At 68.2% G+C, this 17,174-nt stretch carries 16 protein-coding genes and 1 pseudogene; 7 read left to right on the forward strand and 10 right to left on the reverse strand.

Annotation, left to right across the window (positions count from 1 at the left end):
• Positions 1-94 precede the first annotated feature (94 nt).
• Both ACZZ93_RS09620 and ACZZ93_RS09625 read left to right on the forward strand, forming a co-directional pair.
• Positions 95-1,120: a LacI family DNA-binding transcriptional regulator gene (locus tag ACZZ93_RS09620; RefSeq protein WP_053098481.1), complete on the forward strand. Its 1,026-nt coding sequence runs from the start codon at positions 95-97 to the stop codon at positions 1,118-1,120.
• Between the two features lie 118 nt (positions 1,121-1,238).
• Positions 1,239-1,990, forward strand: a pseudogene (locus ACZZ93_RS09625) (SDR family NAD(P)-dependent oxidoreductase).
• A 160-nt stretch (positions 1,991-2,150) separates the two neighbouring features.
• On the opposite strand, the gene hisD (ACZZ93_RS09630) reads toward ACZZ93_RS09625, so the two are convergent.
• Entirely contained in the window at positions 2,151-3,467 is a 1,317-nt protein-coding gene (gene hisD / locus ACZZ93_RS09630) for a histidinol dehydrogenase (RefSeq protein WP_463510951.1), read from the reverse strand.
• A 41-nt stretch (positions 3,468-3,508) separates the two neighbouring features.
• Between hisD (ACZZ93_RS09630) and ACZZ93_RS09635 the strand changes: the two genes are divergently transcribed.
• On the forward strand, positions 3,509-4,471 hold the full coding sequence (locus ACZZ93_RS09635; RefSeq protein ID WP_463510952.1) for a LysR family transcriptional regulator: 963 nt from the start codon (positions 3,509-3,511) through the stop codon (positions 4,469-4,471).
• Between the two features lie 154 nt (positions 4,472-4,625).
• On the opposite strand, the gene ACZZ93_RS09640 is transcribed toward ACZZ93_RS09635, so the two are convergent.
• From ACZZ93_RS09640 to ACZZ93_RS09655, 4 genes are all read right to left on the reverse strand, one after another.
• A complete protein-coding gene (locus tag ACZZ93_RS09640) occupies positions 4,626-5,495 on the reverse strand; it encodes a nitrilase-related carbon-nitrogen hydrolase (protein WP_463510953.1) in 870 nt (289 codons plus the stop codon).
• Positions 5,488-6,657: a cupin domain-containing protein gene (locus ACZZ93_RS09645; RefSeq protein WP_053098471.1), complete on the reverse strand. Its 1,170-nt coding sequence runs from the start codon at positions 6,655-6,657 to the stop codon at positions 5,488-5,490. Before ACZZ93_RS09645 ends, ACZZ93_RS09640 begins: the two co-directional genes overlap by 8 nt.
• Positions 6,658-6,687: 30 nt before the next feature.
• On the reverse strand, positions 6,688-7,668 hold the full coding sequence (locus ACZZ93_RS09650; protein ID WP_463510954.1) for a nuclear transport factor 2 family protein: 981 nt from the start codon (positions 7,666-7,668) through the stop codon (positions 6,688-6,690).
• A gap of 133 nt (positions 7,669-7,801) precedes the next feature.
• Entirely contained in the window at positions 7,802-8,803 is a 1,002-nt protein-coding gene (locus tag ACZZ93_RS09655; protein WP_053098469.1) for a LacI family DNA-binding transcriptional regulator, read from the reverse strand.
• Positions 8,804-8,902: 99 nt separating this feature from the next.
• Between ACZZ93_RS09655 and hisD (ACZZ93_RS09660) the strand changes: the two genes are divergently transcribed.
• Genes hisD (ACZZ93_RS09660) through ACZZ93_RS09675 form a run of 4 tightly spaced genes read left to right on the forward strand, consistent with a single transcriptional unit; the run spans position 8,903 to position 11,728 of the window.
• Positions 8,903-9,799, forward strand: coding sequence for a histidinol dehydrogenase (hisD, locus tag ACZZ93_RS09660; RefSeq protein ID WP_463510955.1), 897 nt, complete (start codon positions 8,903-8,905; stop codon positions 9,797-9,799).
• Entirely contained in the window at positions 9,718-10,233 is a 516-nt protein-coding gene (locus ACZZ93_RS09665) for a histidinol dehydrogenase (protein ID WP_463510956.1), read from the forward strand. Before hisD (ACZZ93_RS09660) ends, ACZZ93_RS09665 begins: the two co-directional genes overlap by 82 nt.
• A complete protein-coding gene (locus tag ACZZ93_RS09670; RefSeq protein ID WP_463510957.1) occupies positions 10,230-10,988 on the forward strand; it encodes an SDR family NAD(P)-dependent oxidoreductase in 759 nt (252 codons plus the stop codon). Before ACZZ93_RS09665 ends, ACZZ93_RS09670 begins: the two co-directional genes overlap by 4 nt.
• Entirely contained in the window at positions 10,985-11,728 is a 744-nt protein-coding gene (locus tag ACZZ93_RS09675; RefSeq protein ID WP_463510958.1) for an HpcH/HpaI aldolase family protein, read from the forward strand. Before ACZZ93_RS09670 ends, ACZZ93_RS09675 begins: the two co-directional genes overlap by 4 nt.
• A 165-nt stretch (positions 11,729-11,893) precedes the next feature.
• Here ACZZ93_RS09675 and ACZZ93_RS09680 read toward each other — a convergent pair whose 3' ends face one another.
• The 5 genes from ACZZ93_RS09680 to ACZZ93_RS09700 form a co-directional block, all read right to left on the reverse strand.
• Positions 11,894-12,607 (reverse strand): alpha/beta fold hydrolase, encoded by a 714-nt coding sequence (locus tag ACZZ93_RS09680; RefSeq protein WP_463510959.1) that lies wholly within the window; start codon positions 12,605-12,607, stop codon positions 11,894-11,896.
• A 1-nt stretch (position 12,608) separates the two neighbouring features.
• Positions 12,609-13,502: a carbohydrate ABC transporter permease gene (locus tag ACZZ93_RS09685; RefSeq protein WP_463510960.1), complete on the reverse strand. Its 894-nt coding sequence runs from the start codon at positions 13,500-13,502 to the stop codon at positions 12,609-12,611.
• Positions 13,499-14,371, reverse strand: coding sequence for a carbohydrate ABC transporter permease (locus ACZZ93_RS09690; RefSeq protein WP_056276212.1), 873 nt, complete (start codon positions 14,369-14,371; stop codon positions 13,499-13,501). Before ACZZ93_RS09690 ends, ACZZ93_RS09685 begins: the two co-directional genes overlap by 4 nt.
• A gap of 72 nt (positions 14,372-14,443) precedes the next feature.
• A complete protein-coding gene (locus ACZZ93_RS09695; RefSeq protein ID WP_463510961.1) occupies positions 14,444-15,751 on the reverse strand; it encodes an ABC transporter substrate-binding protein in 1,308 nt (435 codons plus the stop codon).
• Between the two features lie 153 nt (positions 15,752-15,904).
• Positions 15,905-17,128: an MFS transporter gene (locus ACZZ93_RS09700; RefSeq protein ID WP_463510962.1), complete on the reverse strand. Its 1,224-nt coding sequence runs from the start codon at positions 17,126-17,128 to the stop codon at positions 15,905-15,907.
• Between the last annotated feature and the right edge of the window lie 46 nt (positions 17,129-17,174).

The raw sequence follows: 17,174 nt of genomic DNA on the forward strand, positions 1-17,174 counted from the left end.
GGTCGCAACGATTTTGCTAAATCAATTCAACACGGGTGGTTTCGGGGCTCGGCATCCACTGCCTATGCTGGATCGCAGCGACTGGAGGACGCCGATGCCGAAGAGAGTGGATCGCAGACCGACGCTCGCCGACGTCGCGGCGCTCTCGGGCATGTCGAAGGCCTCGGTGAGCATGATCCTCAACGATCGACCGGGGTCGCGACTCTCCGTCGACGCGGCGCGACGGGTCAAGGCCGCCGCCGAGGAGCTGGGCTATCGCCCGAATCCCGCGGCTCAGAGCCTGCGCCTGGGCAAGACGAAGACGCTGGGCTTCATCTCCGACCAGATCACCGTCACCCGCTACGCCTCCGAGATGATCCGCGGCCTGCTCTCGGCGGCGAAGGAGCACGGCCACACCGTCCTCATCGCCGAGACCGAGGGCGACGACGCGACCATCGCCGATGAGATCCAGGCGATGATCGACCGCCGGGTCGACGGCATCCTGATCGGCCTCCTCGGCGCCCGCATGATCGAGGTGCCCGAGACGCCCGCAGACGTCCCCGTCGTGATCGTCAACGGCACGTCGACGACGGGTCACCCCTCGGTCCTGCCCGACGAGCGCGTCGCGGGCCACGCGATGGCGCGCCTGCTCACCGATGCCGGGCATCGCCGTGTCGGCGTGATCGGCAACAATCCCCGTGCGGTCTCGTCCCCCGTGTACTCCGTGACCATCGGCTCGCGATTCGACGGCATCCGCGCCGCGTTCGCCGAGGCGGGCGTCGATCCGCTCATCATCGACGTCCCCGAGTGGAACCCCGACATCGGATACACGCGGACCCTGCAGATGCTCGACGCGCACCCCGACCTCACGGCGATCCTGGCGGGCAACGACGGCGTGGCGTTCGGCACGTACCAGGCGATCGCCGAGCGAGGGCTGAGGGTGCCGGACGACATCTCGGTCGCCTCCTTCGACGACGAGGAGCTCGCCAGCTTCCAGCGGCCGGGGCTCACGACCGCCCGGCTCCCGTACGACGTGATGGGTCGCACAGCGGTCGAGATGCTGCTCGGCGAGCGGCCGCTCGACGCCGTGCTGATCCCCATGCCGGTCATCGAGCGGGCGTCGATCCGCCGTGTGAGCTGACGCGCACGGATCCATTCACGTGCATCCATCTCCCTGAGACAGGCGTAGGCTGGAGACCTAGGACGGACCGTCCGAGAAGATCTCCCGGCACCGTGACCGTCCGGAAGAGGAGTCACTCGTGGCTCAGTACGACGTCTCGAACCGCTCGGCGATCGTGACGGGAGCAGGCAGCGGAATCGGACGCTCGACCGCTCTGCTGCTCGCCCAGAACGGCGCCTCCCTCGTGGTCAACGACCTGAACGCGGACAACGCGAACGCGGTCGTCGAGGAGATCCGCGCCGCCGGCGGCATCGCCGAGGCATCCGTCGGAGACGCGACGGACACCGACTGGATCGCCAGCTCGGTCGAGCTCGCGAACACGCTCGCCCCGCTGCGCATCGGCGTGAACAACGCCGGCATCGGCGGCGCATCCGCTCCTACCGCCGAGTACGACGACGCCGCGTGGGACAAGGTCATCTCGATCAACCTCAACGCCGTGTTCCGCAACATGAAGTCGCAGATCCCCTCGATCCTCGCGAACGGCGGCGGCTCCGTCGTCAACATCGCGTCGATCCTCGGCAGCGTCGGCTTCGCGAACTCCCCCGCCTACGTCGCCGCCAAGCACGCCGTCGTGGGCATGACCAAGTCGGCTGCCCTCGAGTACTCCGCCCAGGGCGTGCGCGTGAACTCGGTCGGCCCCGGCTTCATCGACACCCCCTGCTCGCCACCATGGGCGACGAGGCCAAGGCGTTCCTCGTGAGCAAGCACCCGATCGGTCGCCTCGGCCAGCCCGACGAGGTCGCGAACCTCATCGCCTTCCTCGCCAGCGACGCCGCCAGCTTCATCACCGGCAGCTACCACCTCGTCGACGGCGGCTACACCGCCCCCTGAGGCTCAGTCGCCACGCGCCGCTGTCCGCGCCGCGCCGTTTGCAGGACGAAAACACGGATGCAGGGCGAGATCGACCATCTCGCCCTGCATCCGCGCTCTGTCCTGCATCCGGCACCGACCTACCCGTCGGCACCGGATCAGGCCACCCGACGCCCCTCCGTCACCCGAGACGGTCCAACCGCAGGGTCGCCGTGGCGCTGTGCGCGGCCATGCCCTCGGAGTCCGAGATCACCTGCACGGCGTGCGCGAGCTCGGGCGTGGCCGCACGGCTGATGCGCTGATACGTGAGCGGCTTGAGGAAGCGCGAGACCGAGAGCCCGGCGCTGTGCTTGGCCCCGCCGGCCGTGGGCAGCACGTGGTTCGTGCCCGCCATGCCCTTGTCGGAGTATGCGACCGTGCTCCAGGGCCCGAGGAAGATCGAGCCGTAGTTGCGCAGATTCTCGTGGTACCAGTCGTCGTCAGCCGTGAGCAGTTCGAGATGCTCGGGGGCGAGGTCGTCCATCAGAGCGACCGCCGTCTCGCGGTCTTTCACGACGGTGACGACGCCGTAGTCACGCCAGGCGGCGCCGGCGATGTCGACCGTCGCCAGCGTCTCGAGCTGTCGTTCGATCTCGGCGATCACGGCATGACCGTGCTCGTCGGAGGTCGTGATGAGCGCCGCAGGCGAGTTCGGCCCGTGCTCGGCCTGCCCGAGCAGGTCAGCGGCGACGAGCACGGGGTCGGCCGTCTCATCCGAGATCACGGCGACCTCGCTCGGGCCTGCGAGCAGATCGATCGCGACTGTGCCGAACAGCTGGCGCTTGGCCTCGGCGACGTAGGCGTTGCCCGCGCCGACGAGCATGTCGACGGGCAGGTCGCCGAGCAGTCCGAACGCCATGGCTGCGAGCGCCTGCACCCCGCCGATCACGAACACCCGGTCGACGCCCGACAGGTGCGCGGCGTAGACGACGGCGTCGTTCGCTCCGCCGTCGGGCTGCGGGGGCGTGCACGCGATGACGGTCGGCACGCCGGCCGCCTTGGCCACACCCACGGTCATGAACGCGCTGGCCGTGAGCGGGAAGCGTCCGGCTGGCAGGTATGCGCCGACACGCGAGACGGGGATGTACTTCGCGCCGGTCACGATGCCCGGAACGAACTCGGTCTCGAAGTCGGTCAGGTGCTCGCGGGAGGCGCGGGCGAACGCCTGCGTCCGCTCGGCGCCGAGCTCGATGGCCGCCCGCAGGTCGGGGGCGAGGCGTTCTCCGCTGCTCGCGATCTGCTCGGGGGTGAGCTCGATGTCGGTCCCCTGGTAGTTGTCGAGCTTTCGCGCGTAGTCGAGCACGGCGTCGAGGCCGCGCTCGCGGATGTCGGCGAGCATGGCCGTGACCGTCTCGATCACGGCGGGGTCGCGCTGCGCGGCGGGTGCGTCGATGAGCGGGGTCTTGAGGTGGCGGAAGTCGCCGTCGAAGCGGGCGAGCACTGCAGAGGAGTAACGCATGCAGGAAGGCTAGATCCGCTCGCAACCACGAGACAAGCCTGATGATCCTGCACGATCCATCGGGTTTACCATTGGGTGTGACGATCACCCAGCTCACCGCCTTCCTCGCCGCACTCGACGACGGATCCTTCACGGCGGCGGCGAAGACCCTCGGGATGACGCAGGCCTCGGTCTCGGAGCTGGTCGCGCGCCTCGAACGGGAACTCGGCGTCACGCTGTTCGCCCGAGGCAGCAGACGCCTCGTCCCGACGGCCGCGGCGCTCGAACTGCGGCCGCACGCCGCGCAGGCGGTCAGCGCGGTGCAGAACGGCATCGACACGATCCAGGCGCTGGCCTCGCTCGAGCGGGGCACGTGCACCTTCGGCGTGCTGCGCAACGCGGCCTATTACGCGCTCGCCGATCTGGCCGAGACATTCCACCACCGGCATCCCAATGTGCGGTTGCGCCTGGTCGGCATCAACTCGGCGCACGTCGCCCGGTCGATCGCGGCGGGCGAACTCGAGGCCGGACTGCTCGTGCTGCCGGTCGATGAAGACGGCCTCGAGGTGCGCCCGCTCTTTCGCGACGAGGTGCTCTACGCCTCGGCCACGCGGACGCCGGAAGCCGGCCCGGTCACGATCGAGGAGGCCGCCGACGCCAAGCTCGTGCTCTACGACGCCTTCGCCGGGTGGGACGACCCGACCCGACGCCAGCTGCTCGAACGCGCACGGCTGCGGGGCCTGACCATCGAGCCGGCGGTCGAGGTCGAGCACGTCGAGACGGCCCTCAGCCTGGTCGCCGCAGGCACGGCCGACACGATCGTGTCACGTTCGATCGCCGAGTCCGACGCCTTCCCCTCCGGCATCCGCACGTTCCCCTTCGCCGAGCCGATGCACGACACGATCGCCCTGGTGCAGCGAGCGGGCGTGCTGCTCTCACCCGCGACGCAGAAGCTCGCCGACCTCGCCGAGCGGATGCTGCGCGAACGCCTGCCGGAGCATCAGGGTCGCACGGCACTGAGCTGAGGCCGACTCCGGGTGGGCGGGCGGCGCCACCTCGCCAGCCCACCGCGCGCCGTTTGCAGGACGAGAGCACGGATGCAGGACCAAATCAGCGATCCCGCGCCGCATCCGTGCTCTCGTCCTGCATCCGGCACAGGGCCGGGCTTCACATACCCACTCAGTACAGGTCGGCGCGCCGATCGGCGAACAGGTCGTTGTGCGGCGGCAGCGCCTTGCCGCGGGCGGCGTCGAGCGACAGCACGGCCGTCGCCCCCGTCACTGCGCGGAACGCGACGATCCAGCCCTGCTCGTCGATGATCGCCGTGCCGTCGGTCCAGTCGACGCCGCGCTCGGACCCCCATCGATCGGCGATCACGACGGGCAGTCGCGACGACCGCGCCGACGCCATCGCCTGGATCAGCTCGGGTGCATGTTCGCCGTCCGGCCGGGGCACGAGCGGCCAGTTGACCGGCAGCGCGAGCACATCCGCGCCCGCGAGCGCGAGACGGCGCGGCACCTCAGGGAACTCGTTGTCGTAGCAGAGCGCCACGCCGAGACGACCGAACGGGGCGTCCACGACGAGTCCGGCCTCGGACCCGCTGTCGAAGACGAGCTTCTCGGCACCCCACAGATGCGACTTGCGGTAGTCGGCCAGGCGCGCGTCGCGAGTGAGCACGGCGGCGGTGTTGAAGAGCCGCTCCCCGTCTGCTTCGGCGTATCCGACCACGACGACGGCATCCGCGGGGATCGCCTCCTGCAGCGTCGACCACCGCGGGTCGTCGGCGGTGAGAGCGGCGCTGTGCGCCTCCTCGCGATCCGCGAACACGTAGCCGCTGGTCGCGAGTTCCGGCAGCACGATCAGCTGCGCCTGCCGACGAGCAGCGGCAGAGATCGCCGAGCGGATGCGGTCGAGATTGCCGTCGACGTCGCCGAGCACGATCTCGGGCGACAGCGCCGCGACGCGCAGCTCAGCGGCATCCGATCCCGTCACGGACGCGCCGGGGCGCGAGAGGACAGAACCCCCTCGCGCCCCGTCGTTCTCAGTCATCTTCCGTGGCGGTGACCATCACTCCCAGCGGGGCCAGGTAGCCGTTGGGATCGATGGTCCAGTCGGCGGCGGCCGCCGCTTCGACGACCTCCGGAGCCCACTCGAGGTACACGCGGTCGTCGCCGCCGTTGATCACGAGCACCGTGCCGGTGCCGGACTCGTCGCCCTCGACGCAGACGTACGAGCGCCAGCTGCCCTCCGGAACCGAGAAGGTGTCTCCGGCGCCCAGCGTGACGGCGGTCGACGGGTCGCCGTTGAGGGTGACCTCCCAGCGGCCGGTCTTGAACAGCAGCGCCTGCGTCTTGTCGTGGCGGTGGCGCAGCACTCCCTGACCGGCTTCGGCCCGCACCCACGCGAGGTTGAACGAGTGGGGTTCCGTGACGTTCGGCACCTGGCGACGGTTCTCGCTCATGCCGTATCCGATGGCGGTGGCGAGCTCGACGTGCCCGCCGTCGACCGCCGCGCACAGCAGCGCCGCCGACGAGTACTTGCGGTCGCCGGGCTGGATGACCCGCGAGCGCATGTCCTCGACCGTGTAGGTCGTGAGCTCGTCGATGTAGTGCTGCTTCATCGGGGTGATCAGCGGCACATCGTCGGGCAGCACGTCACCGGCGACCGTGTCGATGAGCTTGTTGTCGGCCGTGAGGTGAAGGCCGTAGGACTCCGCCTCACGCAGCACCGACGGACCCCAGATGATGCCGCCGTTGTCGTCGCGGCCGAGCACCGTGTAGAGGATGCCGTCATCCGGCCCCTCGTTCGTGAATCCGCGGAAGATCCACGTGGGGATCGTCACGATGTCTCCGTCGTGACTGATGTATTCGCCCTGCTTGCCGTCGACACCCCAGCGGAGGCGGAACTCGCCGCCGAGGTTGATGAAGACCTCCGCAGTGAAGTGCAGATGCAGGTTGTTCGAGATGCCGTTCGGCATCCCCGCGGCTCCGGTGTTGAAGCCGTGATTCACCTCGAGGTTCACGTACTGGCTCGCGTTCTGCGAGACGCCGGCGCCGATGAAGGAGTAGTTCTCCTTGCGGTCGGATCCCGGAGTGCGGCAGTCGATGAAAGCGGAGTTGCACGGCACCCAGTCGGTGCGGCGGATGGTGCGGCGTGCGATCTCGTCCGCGGGGACGATGACGTCGACCTGGTCGACGATGGCGTTGCTCATTTCTTCTTCTCCTTGTCGATCAGTCGATGATCAGTAGATGTTGCTGAAGGCTGCCGGCTCGTCGCCGCGGGTACCCGCGATCTGGGCGCGCAGAGCGATGTCGTCCCACAGGCGCACCTCCTTGACGAGGGCTCCCTGATGGAAGGTGAACTGCGAGATGCCGAGCACATCGACGGGCTTGCCGGTGAGGCTGCCGTAGTTCGGGGCTCCGTTGTAGTCGCCGACGAACTTCCAGGTGACCGCGACGCGCAGTCCCGCATAGCGGACGTCGTAGTTGGTCTGGATGTCACGGATCTCGAACTGCCCGGCGGGGAACGACTCGAGGAATCGCAGCAATGCGCGGCGGTAGCCCTCGGGCCGGATGACGACGCGGTTGCCGACCGTGAGCAGCACGAGGTCGCGGTGGAAGAACTTCTCGACCTTCTGCAGGTCGCGGTCGTTCCACACTGTCTGGATCATGTCGATGACGGTCTCGACCTCGGAGCGGTGGTCGTCGGGACGCACGCCCGAGTCGCCCTTCGCGATCGGATCGGCGGGCGCCGGCTCGGTCCACGACCCCGTGTAGCCGCGGAAGGCCTGGGCGCGGGCGAGCTCGTCGAGGTCGTCGCCGCGTTCGAGTGGGCCGGCGAGCGAATCGCGCACGACCCACTCCTCGACCATGCGGCCCTTGCGGTACAGGCAGTTGGCGATGGTGCGGCTGTGCGAGGAGGTCTGCAGGTGCCCCGACAGCACGAGGTGCGAGCTGAGGAACGCATCGTCGCCGCGAGCCTCCCAGATCACGTCTTCGGCCTGGCCGGTGCGATCGGGTGTCGCCGAGATGCGCATGAGCGTTCCTTCGATGACCTCCTGTCGCGTCGTCGAGGTGCCGTAGGCGCCGTGCACGATCGAGTCGGGCTCGTAGTTGTCGCGGATGAAGCTGATCGACCGATCGACCCAGATCAGATCGGTGACCTCACGGATGAAGTCGTCGGGGTCTTGGTAGGGCAGATAGGCAACCGGGTCGAGAGACACGCGTTTCACTCCTTCGAGATGCGAAGCTGCGGTTCATCGGTGATCGCTGGCTTCTTCCTCGTCAGTGTATGCGTATGCACAAAGCAACGCAAGAGACGATCCTGCGCACACGGTGATCATCGCCGAGAGGCGGTCAGTCGGCGCGTGCGGCCGCGAGAGTGCGCCTCGGCACGAAGACGGACTCGAAGCGCGTCTTCTCGAGCTCGGCGCTCGGATCCTCGATGCGGCGCACGATGAGGTCGGCGGCCGTGCGCGCCATGCCGGCGATGTCGTAGCCGATCGTGGCGAGGTCGATGATCGGCCAGGCCGCTTCGGGAAGGTCGTCGAAACCGAGGATCGAGAGGTCGTCAGGCACCCGCAGACCGGCGCGGTGCGCGGCATTGAGCGCACCGTACGCCACCACATCGTTGCCGCAGAACAGCAGGGTCGGGCGCTCCGACCCTTCGAGGAGCTCGGATGCCGCAGCCTCGCCCTCGGCAGCTCCGTAGGGCACCCGGCGCACGTGACTCTCGGGCAGCGTCACACCCTCGGCGACGAGCGCCTCCCGCAGAGCGGCCTCGCGGCTCTGCGCCGTGCTCGTGTTGCTCGGTCCGAGCACCGCGCCGACCCTGGTGTGCCCGAGTGCGACAGCACGCCGAACCGCCTCGCGATAACCGGGAGCCGGGTCGACGACCGTGGCGTCCGCCTCGACGAACGAGCCGGTGCGGTTGAAGTACACGAAGGGCAGCCCGCGATCCTTGAGGCGCAGCGGCGCGACGGAGTCCACGGTGGTGGTCGCGAGGATCACGCCGTCGAGGCCGTTGGCCAGCAGTCGCTCGACGATGGTGTCGTTGTCGGCCGACTCGGTGTGCAGCATCAGCTGATACCCGAGCGTCTCGAGCTCTCGGTGCACCGGGGCGATGATGTGCGAGTAGAACTGGTTGTCGAGATCGGTCAGCAGCAGGCCGATGCGCCGCGTGCGACCGGACGACAGAGCTCGCCCCGCCTCGCTCGGCACGTAGCCCAGCAGCTGGGCCGCCTCGCGCACCCGGAGCTTCGTCGCCTCGGACACCCGCGCATCGTCGCGCAGTGCCCGAGACACCGTCGGCTGCGAGACTCCCGCCAAGCGGGCCACATCACGACTCGTGACGACCATCTGGCGCCTCCCCCTCGATCTCAGGATTCTACCGCCCTTGACGCCCGAATGCATACGCGGTCATAATCAGCACATACGTATGCAACGGAAGGAAGGGCCATGCCCCTGCATCTCAAGACCGCGCCGACGAAGACGTTCGCGGACACCGCTCAGCAGGACGTCGCCGAGCGGGTGAGGGGAATCATCGGCGACATCCGCGAGAACGGCGACGTCGCCGTGCGGCGGTACGCCGAGCAGTTCGACAACTGGAGTCGCGACTCGTATCGGCTCTCCGATGACGAGATCACCGAGATCATCGGCACGCTCGACGCCCAGGTGATCACCGACATCGAGTTCGTGCAGGGCCAGGTGCGCCGCTTCGCTCAGGCCCAGCGCGACTCGCTCGTCGACATCGAGGTCGAGACGCTGCCCGGGGTGTTCCTCGGACAGAAGCATGTTCCGGTTCAGGCGGCCGGTGCGTACATCCCGGGAGGGAAGTACCCGCTGACGGCATCCGCGCACATGACGATCATCACCGCCAAGGTCGCCGGCGTGCCCCGCGTCGTCGCGTGCACTCCGCCCATCCGAGGCGAAATCCCCGCCGCGACCGTGGCCGCGATGAAGATGGCCGGCGCCGACGAGATCTACATCCTCGGCGGAGTGCAGGCGGTGGCGGCGATGGCCGTGGGCACCGACTCGATCGAACCGGTCAACATGATCGCCGGCCCCGGCAACGCCTACGTCGCCGAGGCCAAGCGCCAGCTGTTCGGCGAGGTCGGCATCGACCTCTTCGCCGGCCCGACCGAGATCCTCATCGTCGCCGACGAGCACGCCGATCCCTTCTTCACCGCCGTCGACCTGCTCTCCCAGGCAGAGCACGGCCCCGACTCCCCGCCGTGCTCGTCACGACCTCGCAGGCGCTGGCGGAGGAGGTCATGGACTGGATCGAGAAGATCCTGCCCGGCATGCCCACTCGCGACTACGCTGGCCCGGCCTGGCGCGACTGGGGACAGGTGATCGTCGCAGACGACCTCGACGAGGCCTATCGGATCGCCGACGACTTCGCCTTCGAGCACGTGCAGATCTTCACGCAGAACCCGCGCGAGGCACTGACGCGGATGCACGACTACGGCGCGCTGTTCCTCGGCGAGAACACCTGCGTCTCGTACGGCGACAAGGTGATCGGCACCAACCACGTGCTGCCGACGCTCGGCGCCGCGAGGTACACCGGCGGACTCTGGGTGGGCAAGTACCTGCGCACGGTGACCTATCAGGAGATCCAGAACACCGAGTCGTCGGCCGAGCTCGGAGCCGTGTGCGGCCGCGCTGCACGGGTCGAGCTCTTCGAAGGTCATGCCCGCTCGGGCGATGCCCGCGCCTGGAGGCACGCCGGCACGGAGTTCGCCTGGATCGACGAGAGTCACGCGGCGGTCGGCGCGGAGTCGCGATGACCGACCTCGCCGGTCGCACGGCCGTGGTCACCGGTGGCGGCAGCGGGCTCGGGGCGGCCATCGCCCGGTCCCTGCACGCCGCCGGTGCGCACGTGGTCGTGGTCGGGAGGGACGCCGAGAAGCTCGACCGCGTCGTCGCCGGCCTCGGTTCACGGACACGCGGAATGACCTGCGACGTGTCGGATCCGGCATCCGTCGACAGGCTGCGGGAGCAGCTGGCGGACACCGAGGTGTCGATCCTGGTGAACAACGCCGGCATCCCGGGTCCGGTCGCAGCGCTCACCGACATCGAGGTCGACGACTGGGACGAGGTCTTCGCCGTGAACGTGCGCGGCACGTTCCTGCTCTGCAAGGCATTCCTGCCCGGCATGGTCGAACGCGGCGACGGCGACGTCATCAACGTGGCCTCTGTCTCGGGCAAGCGTCCGCTCGCGCACCGCACGCCGTACTGCGCGTCGAAGATGGCCGTGATCGGGCTCACCTCGACGCTCGCGTTCGAGGTCGGACCGGCAGGTGTGCGGGTGAACTCACTGTCGCCGGGCCCGGTGCAGGGACCGCGCATGGAGCGCAACTTCCGCCTCGAGGCCGCGAGATCGGGCACGAGCATCGACGACGCCGAGCAGGCCTTCGTCTCGCGCGCGGCGCTCGGACGCATGGTCACAGAAGAAGAGGTGGGCGCAGCGGTCATCGCGATGCTCGGGATGCCGGGCATGTGCGGTGCCGACATCGATCTCTCAGCAGGAATGGTCGCATGACGCGGTCGCTGCGAGCCCGAGCGCTCGCCGGCGAGAAGCTGATCGGGGCACTGCTCCGGATGCCGTCGGAAGAGCTGGTCGAGATGCTCGCCGTCGCCGAGTTCGACTTCGTGCTGATCGACTGCGAGCACGGCCCAGCCGACGTCGTCGCGCTGCGGCAGCACATCGCGCTGGCCCAGGTGCACGGCGTGCCGGTGATCGTGCGCGTCGGCGAGGGCGACCGCGGCCAGATCCTGCGGGTGCTCGACCAGGGAGCCCAGGGCATCCTCGCCCCTCACCTCGACACGACAGCGGATGCCGAGGCGCTGGTCTCTGCGGCGATGTACCCGCCGGTCGGGTTGCGCGGATTCGCGACCTACAGCCGGGCCGGACGCTTCGGTCTCGTCGACCCCTCAGAGCACCGCGACTGGTGGCTCGAGAACACTCTCGTGCTCGGGATGATCGAATCGCCCGGCGGGGTCGCAGACGTCGAGGGCATCGCCACGGTGCCACGACTCGACGGCATCATGGTCGGCCCCGCCGACCTCGCGGCGTCGAGTGGACCGGATGATCGACCGGTGCCCGAGGCGATCGCTGCGGTGCATTCGGCGCTGGCCAGGGTCGGTTCACTGCGCATGGACATCGTCGGCACGAGGGATGCGGCGAGCGCGGCCTTCGCCGACGGAGCCGACCTCGTCGTCTACAACCTCGCGTCCTCTCTCATGGCGCACCTGCGCGGCCTCGCGGCGCCCGAGCGCTGAGCGCTCGCCGCATCCCGCGCCGCCCGCGCCCCCCGCCCTGCCACCCACCGTCGATCCGGAGGAGATCTGCGATACGGAGGTCACCTCCCCCGCCTCCACCCTCCGAATCGCGGATCTCCTCCCGACTGCCGCAGCACCACAAGCCGAGGCGCAGCGAACCCGAGGTCAGACGACGATGCCGGCCAGTCGCTGCTGCGACATCCACGACCGGACGAGACGCCCGAACTCACGCGGCCGCTCGAGTGGCAGCAGGTGGCCGGCATCGAGGGTGACGAGACGGGCGTCAGGCATCGCCGACACGATCTCGGTGTGGAAGTGCGGCGGACAGATGGCGTCGTCGAGCCCCGAGACGACGAGGGTCGGCATCGTCAATCCGGTGATCCGCGAGAGCAGGTCGGTGCGCGTGAGCTGCATCCGCAGTTGAGCGCGCAGCCGGTCGGCACCGGTCTCCTCCCCCATGCGCAGAGTCCGCTCCACAAGCTCGGGCCGCTCTCGCACGAGCGCCTCCCCGAGCAAAGGAATGAGGATGCCGTCCTGCAGCGCGCGCGGCTCGACGCCCTCGTCGAGTGCCGTGAGCCACCCGCCCCATCCGGCACGCTGCGCGTCGGTCGGCGCCTTGGCATTGGTCGACACGAGGCAGAGGCCGGCCACCCTCTGAGGCGCGGCGAGGGCGAGAGCCATGCCGACGATGCCCCCGAGCGAGTGGCCGACGAGCACGAAGGTCTCGGGCAGATCCCGGAGCAGCGCCGCCACCTGCTCGTCGATCGAGGGACGATCCAGCACCGGCCGGACCGCCCCCTCGAACCGCGCATCCGTCCACAGGTCGGCCGTGCAGTTCATGCCCGCGAGGAGCACGAGCGGCGGCACCGCGGCAGCCACCTCAGCCCTTCACGGCACCGTCGCTGAGACCCGCGACGAGATACTTCTGCGCGATGAAGGCGATCACGAACACCGGGATCGTCAACAGCATCGACGCCGCTCCCGCCTGCTGCAGCATCGGCAGGGTCTGCCCGAGCTGCGTGGCGATGAACACGGGCACCGTCTTCGACGAGGTGTCGGTGAGCACGAGCGCGGTGAGGTACTCCTGGAAGGCGAACAGGAACACGAAGATGCCGGCGGTCAGGATCCCCGGCCCCATCAGCGGGATCATGACCCTGCGCAGCATCCCGATCCTGGTGCAGCCGTCGATCATGGCCGCCTCATCGAGCTCCTTCGGAATCTCGGCGAAGAAGTTGCGCAGCAGCCAGATCGTGAACGGCTGGTTGATCGCGACGAGGGCGATCGCGAGCGCGAACGTGGTGTCGTAGATGCCGAGCGCGCGGCTGATGTCGTACATCGGCAGCACCACCGCGAAGCGGGGCAGCGCACGGAAGATCAGTGCGAGCACGAGCAGCAGCGCCGAGACGTAGCTGGGGAACCGCGACAGCGCATAGGCCGCCGGGATGCCGATCGCCAGCGCGATCACGGTGGACACGACCGCCACGACCACGGTGTTCACGAGGTAGTCGGCGAAGTACGTGGTCTGCCACAGATCGACGAACGCCTGCAGGGTCGGCTGGTAGTCCCAGAGCACCGGCGGGTTGGCGAAGGCGACGTCGGTGGGCTTGGTCACCGACAGCGTCATCCAGATGAACGGGCTCAGCATCACGATGCAGAGCATGCCGAGCAGCAGCCCCGTGATCACCGGCGGGCGGTTGGGGCCGCGGCGACGGCGCTGCGGCACGCCCTTCGTGACGATGGCCCTCGTCGAGAGTTCTGCGGAGGTGAGACTCATCGTTCGGCCTTCGCTTCCTTGAAGATGCCCCGGATGAACGGGATCAGCATGATGAGGATCAGGAGGATGGTGAGCACGTTGATCGCGCTGCCGAGACCGAGGTTCTCGGCGCCATCGGCGAATGCCACGGAGTAGACGTAGAGCATGATCGATTCGTTGCCGATGTTCTGCGCCTGCGGCGACAGCGGGATCAGGTTGTCGAACATGCGCAGCACATCCATGATCGTGATCAGCGTCACGAATCCGAGCACTCCGCGGATGGTCGGGATGATCACGTTGAGGTGCGTCTGGAAGCCGTTGGCGCCATCGATCTTCGCCGCCTCCTTCAGCTCGTTCGGCACGCCCTGGAGTCCGGCCAGGATGATCAGCATCGCGAACGGGAGCATGTGCCAGACGGTGTTGGCGATCACGAGGATCGCGTTGGGCACCTGATCGGTGAACCAGAGCACCTGCGACCCGCCGAAGAAGCCGATCAGGCGGTTCACCACACCGCCGAAGTTGTCGTCGAAGAGCCACGAGAAGGCGACGGCGCCGACGAGGTTCGGCAGCACGTACGAGACGAGCATGATGCCGAGCACGAGCGGACGCGACGTGGTGATGCGGTTGATGCCGGTGGCGATGATGTACCCGAAGACGAGCAGGATCGCCGTGGTGACGATCGTGACGGCGACCGTGAACATCACCGCCTTGTGGAAACGGGGATCCGTCAGCGCGTCGGTGAAGTTCTCCAACCCGATGAAGGTGCCTGGTGTGCCGTAGCGGACCTGCTCGAAGCTCCACTGCACCGTGCGCACCAGCGGCAGGACGAGCAGTGCACCCATCACCAGCAGGCTCGGAGCGAAGAGCAGCCAGAATTCGCGTGCCTTCATGTGCGTCCTCCCTTGGACGGACTGTGGCCTGAACTCGCGCTCAGGCCACAGTCATGGACGGTCGGATCGGGGTCAGCCGGCGATCTTCTCGCCGGCGGCCTGCATCTGGGCGAGCCCGTCGTCGACGGACACCTGGCCGTTGAGGATCGAGACCAGGATCGGCCGGATCTCGTTGGTGATGTCGGCGATGACCGGCGACACGACCGGCGGCATGGCGCTCGCGATCGAGTCGTTGGCGGCGGCACCGTACGGGGAGTTCTCCTCCGTCACCATGCCCTCGCGGGCCGGGTAGGCGGCGGGGACGGATGCCGTGGACGCGTCCTCGCTGACGGCGGACGCCATCATCTGGAAGAGCATGTCGTGGTCGAGCTTGGTGTTGAAGGGGATCGACCAGCCGTCGATCGAGAGGCGGTTGTAGGAGTACTCGGCGTCGTCGGAGACCTTGGGCGCACCGGCGAATCCGAAGGAGTCGGACAGCTTGGAGTTCGCGGGCAGGGTCAGGTCGAACATGCGACCGGAGAACATGATCGACATGGCCGCCGTGCCGTTGAACATCTGCTGCTGCACCTTGGGCTGGTCGAAGGTCGTGACCTGCGGGTCCATGTACGGCTTGAGTGCGAGCATCGCCTCGACGGCCTGCTTCGCCTCGGGTCCGTCGAGGGTGACCTCGCCGTCTGCGGTGACGAAGTCGGCGCCGAGGGAGTTCATCGCCCCTTCGAAGCCGGTCGTCACGTCGGCCGTGGCGAGCCAGGGCAGCGCGATCGGGTAGTCCATGAGGCCCTCGGCCTTGATCGCCTCGGCCGCGGCGATCATCTCGTCGAAGGTGGTCGGCACGTCGAGGCCGAGGTCTTCGAAGATGTCGGTGCGGTAGGCCATGACGAACATCTGCGCCTGCATCGGGATGGCGTAGATGTCGCCGTCGTAGGACATGCCCTCGACCATCGACTCGCTGATCTCGCCGAGCCCGTAGTCCTCGCCATACTTGTCCCAGAGGTCGTTCAGCGGAACGAGCTTCTCCTCTTCGCCGAAGCCGGGGATGACGAATCCGTAGGTCTCGATGATGTCGTAGGTGCCCGTGTCGCCGGCCAGGGTGGCCGTGGTCTTGGTCACCTGCCCGCCGAAGTCGATCGGATCGTGCTTCAGCGTCACGTCATCGGTCGAACAGCTCTTGACCATGGTGTCGGTGAAGGGGTCGATGGCGGAGGAATTGTAGGCGAGGACGTTGACCGTGGTCTTGCCCTCGGGAACCGTGTAGTCGCACGACACCGTTGTCGCGTTCTCATTGTCGGTTCGGGTCCCGGCGCCGCAGCTGGAGAGGGCGATCATGCCCACTGCTGCGAGGGCGAGTACCGGCAGTGCTCGATGCTTGATGTGTCCCATGACGCTGATGGTATACGTATGCAATCGACTTAGGGAAGCCTATGTTCCCGGAAACTTTCAGGATTGAATACGTATACTGCGAAAACCCGCGATGCGGGAGGACGAACACCCGTCCGCATCACTCTCACGGCCCGCCGCGGCCGACCCGAACTGCTACTCCCGAACCCTGCGCTTCTCGAGCACTCCGGCGAGAAGCACCGCGACCAGAGCCGCAGCCGGGGCCACGATCAACCCGGCCCGCAGGCTCTCGGTGTCGGCGATGAACCCGACGATCGGCGGTGACAGCAGGAAGCCGAGCCGCAGCAGCCACGACACGACCGTGAGCCCCACTCCCGGTCGCAGGCCGGGCAGTTCGTCCGCCGCATGCATGGCGGCCGGGATGAGCGTCGCGATGCCGAAGCCGACGGCGGCGAATCCGGCGATGGTTCCCGGCACGCTCGGGAAGATGAGCGCGAGTGTCATGCCCGCTGCGGCGATCAGTCCTCCGACGCGGGCCACCGCGCGCTGCCCGAACCGGTCGGTCATGCCGTCGCCCAGCATCCGGCCGATGAACTGTGCGCCGACGAGCGCGATGAATCCGAGCGGCGCGATGGCGGCCGCGGCGCCGAGCGATTCACTCAGATAGAGAGTCGCCCACGAGTTGCCGGCGTCTTCGGCCACGGCACCCGCCATCGCGATGAGCGTGAGCGCGATGATGATCATCACGGTGCGAGGGCTGACTCCGCGGCGCACGGCGCTGCCCAGCTCGACCGGCTCGGCCGTCGCCTCCGCATCCGCCTCCTCATCGCGTCCAGGCAGGCAGAACCAGAGCGCGGTGAAGGCGACGGCCGCGAACACCGCGGTCGAGATGCCGAGATGCACGCCGAGCGGCAGCTGCAGGGCGATCGCGACAGCGGCCATGCCTCCGCCGAGAACCGCGCCGATCGACCAGATGGCGTGGAAGGAGTTGATGATCGAGCGGCCGTATCGCCGCTGCACGCGCAGACCGTGCGCGTTCTGCGCGACGTCGGTGATCGCGTCGGATGCCCCGCCGAGCAGAAGGGCGACGGCGAAGAGGATGCCGGAGGGTGCCAGTGCGGCCGCGAGCAGGCCGAGCCCCGTGGCGATCGTGCCGAACACGGCGATCCGCGCCGAGCCGAATCGACGGATCAGCACGGCGGCGAGAAGACCCGCGGCGATCGCGCCGGCAGGGAAGGCCGCGATCGCGAGGCCGTACCCGGCGTTGTCGAGCCCCAGAGCAGCCTTGATCTCGGGGTAGCGGGGCAGGATGTTGGCGAACAGTGCGCCGTTCGTGAGGAACAGCGCCGAGACCGCGATGCGCGCTCGGCGCGACGCCTGGTCGACAGCCGGCCGTCGAATCGATTCGATCGAAGTCATAGCAACGACCGTACACGTCGAGGGACGCCGTCGAAAATCGCCTTCC

The organism is Microbacterium sp. AC026, from assembly GCF_979258475.1.

Bases quoted from the DNA above. Each gene is read 5' to 3' on its own strand.
- ACZZ93_RS09620 (WP_053098481.1), top strand. From the start codon at position 95: ATGCCGAAGAGAGTGGATCGCAGACCGACGCTCGCCGACGTCGCGGCG.
- hisD (WP_463510951.1), bottom strand. From the start codon at position 3,467: ATGCGTTACTCCTCTGCAGTGCTCGCCCGCTTCGACGGCGACTTCCGC.
- ACZZ93_RS09635 (WP_463510952.1), top strand. From the start codon at position 3,509: ATGATCCTGCACGATCCATCGGGTTTACCATTGGGTGTGACGATCACC.
- ACZZ93_RS09640 (WP_463510953.1), bottom strand. From the start codon at position 5,495: ATGACTGAGAACGACGGGGCGCGAGGGGGTTCTGTCCTCTCGCGCCCC.
- ACZZ93_RS09645 (WP_053098471.1), bottom strand. From the start codon at position 6,657: ATGAGCAACGCCATCGTCGACCAGGTCGACGTCATCGTCCCCGCGGAC.
- ACZZ93_RS09655 (WP_053098469.1), bottom strand. From the start codon at position 8,803: ATGGTCGTCACGAGTCGTGATGTGGCCCGCTTGGCGGGAGTCTCGCAG.
- hisD (WP_463510955.1), top strand. From the start codon at position 8,903: ATGCCCCTGCATCTCAAGACCGCGCCGACGAAGACGTTCGCGGACACC.
- ACZZ93_RS09665 (WP_463510956.1), top strand. From the start codon at position 9,718: ATGGACTGGATCGAGAAGATCCTGCCCGGCATGCCCACTCGCGACTAC.
- ACZZ93_RS09670 (WP_463510957.1), top strand. From the start codon at position 10,230: ATGACCGACCTCGCCGGTCGCACGGCCGTGGTCACCGGTGGCGGCAGC.
- ACZZ93_RS09675 (WP_463510958.1), top strand. From the start codon at position 10,985: ATGACGCGGTCGCTGCGAGCCCGAGCGCTCGCCGGCGAGAAGCTGATC.
- ACZZ93_RS09685 (WP_463510960.1), bottom strand. From the start codon at position 13,502: ATGAGTCTCACCTCCGCAGAACTCTCGACGAGGGCCATCGTCACGAAG.
- ACZZ93_RS09690 (WP_056276212.1), bottom strand. From the start codon at position 14,371: ATGAAGGCACGCGAATTCTGGCTGCTCTTCGCTCCGAGCCTGCTGGTG.
- ACZZ93_RS09695 (WP_463510961.1), bottom strand. From the start codon at position 15,751: ATGGGACACATCAAGCATCGAGCACTGCCGGTACTCGCCCTCGCAGCA.
- ACZZ93_RS09700 (WP_463510962.1), bottom strand. From the start codon at position 17,128: ATGACTTCGATCGAATCGATTCGACGGCCGGCTGTCGACCAGGCGTCG.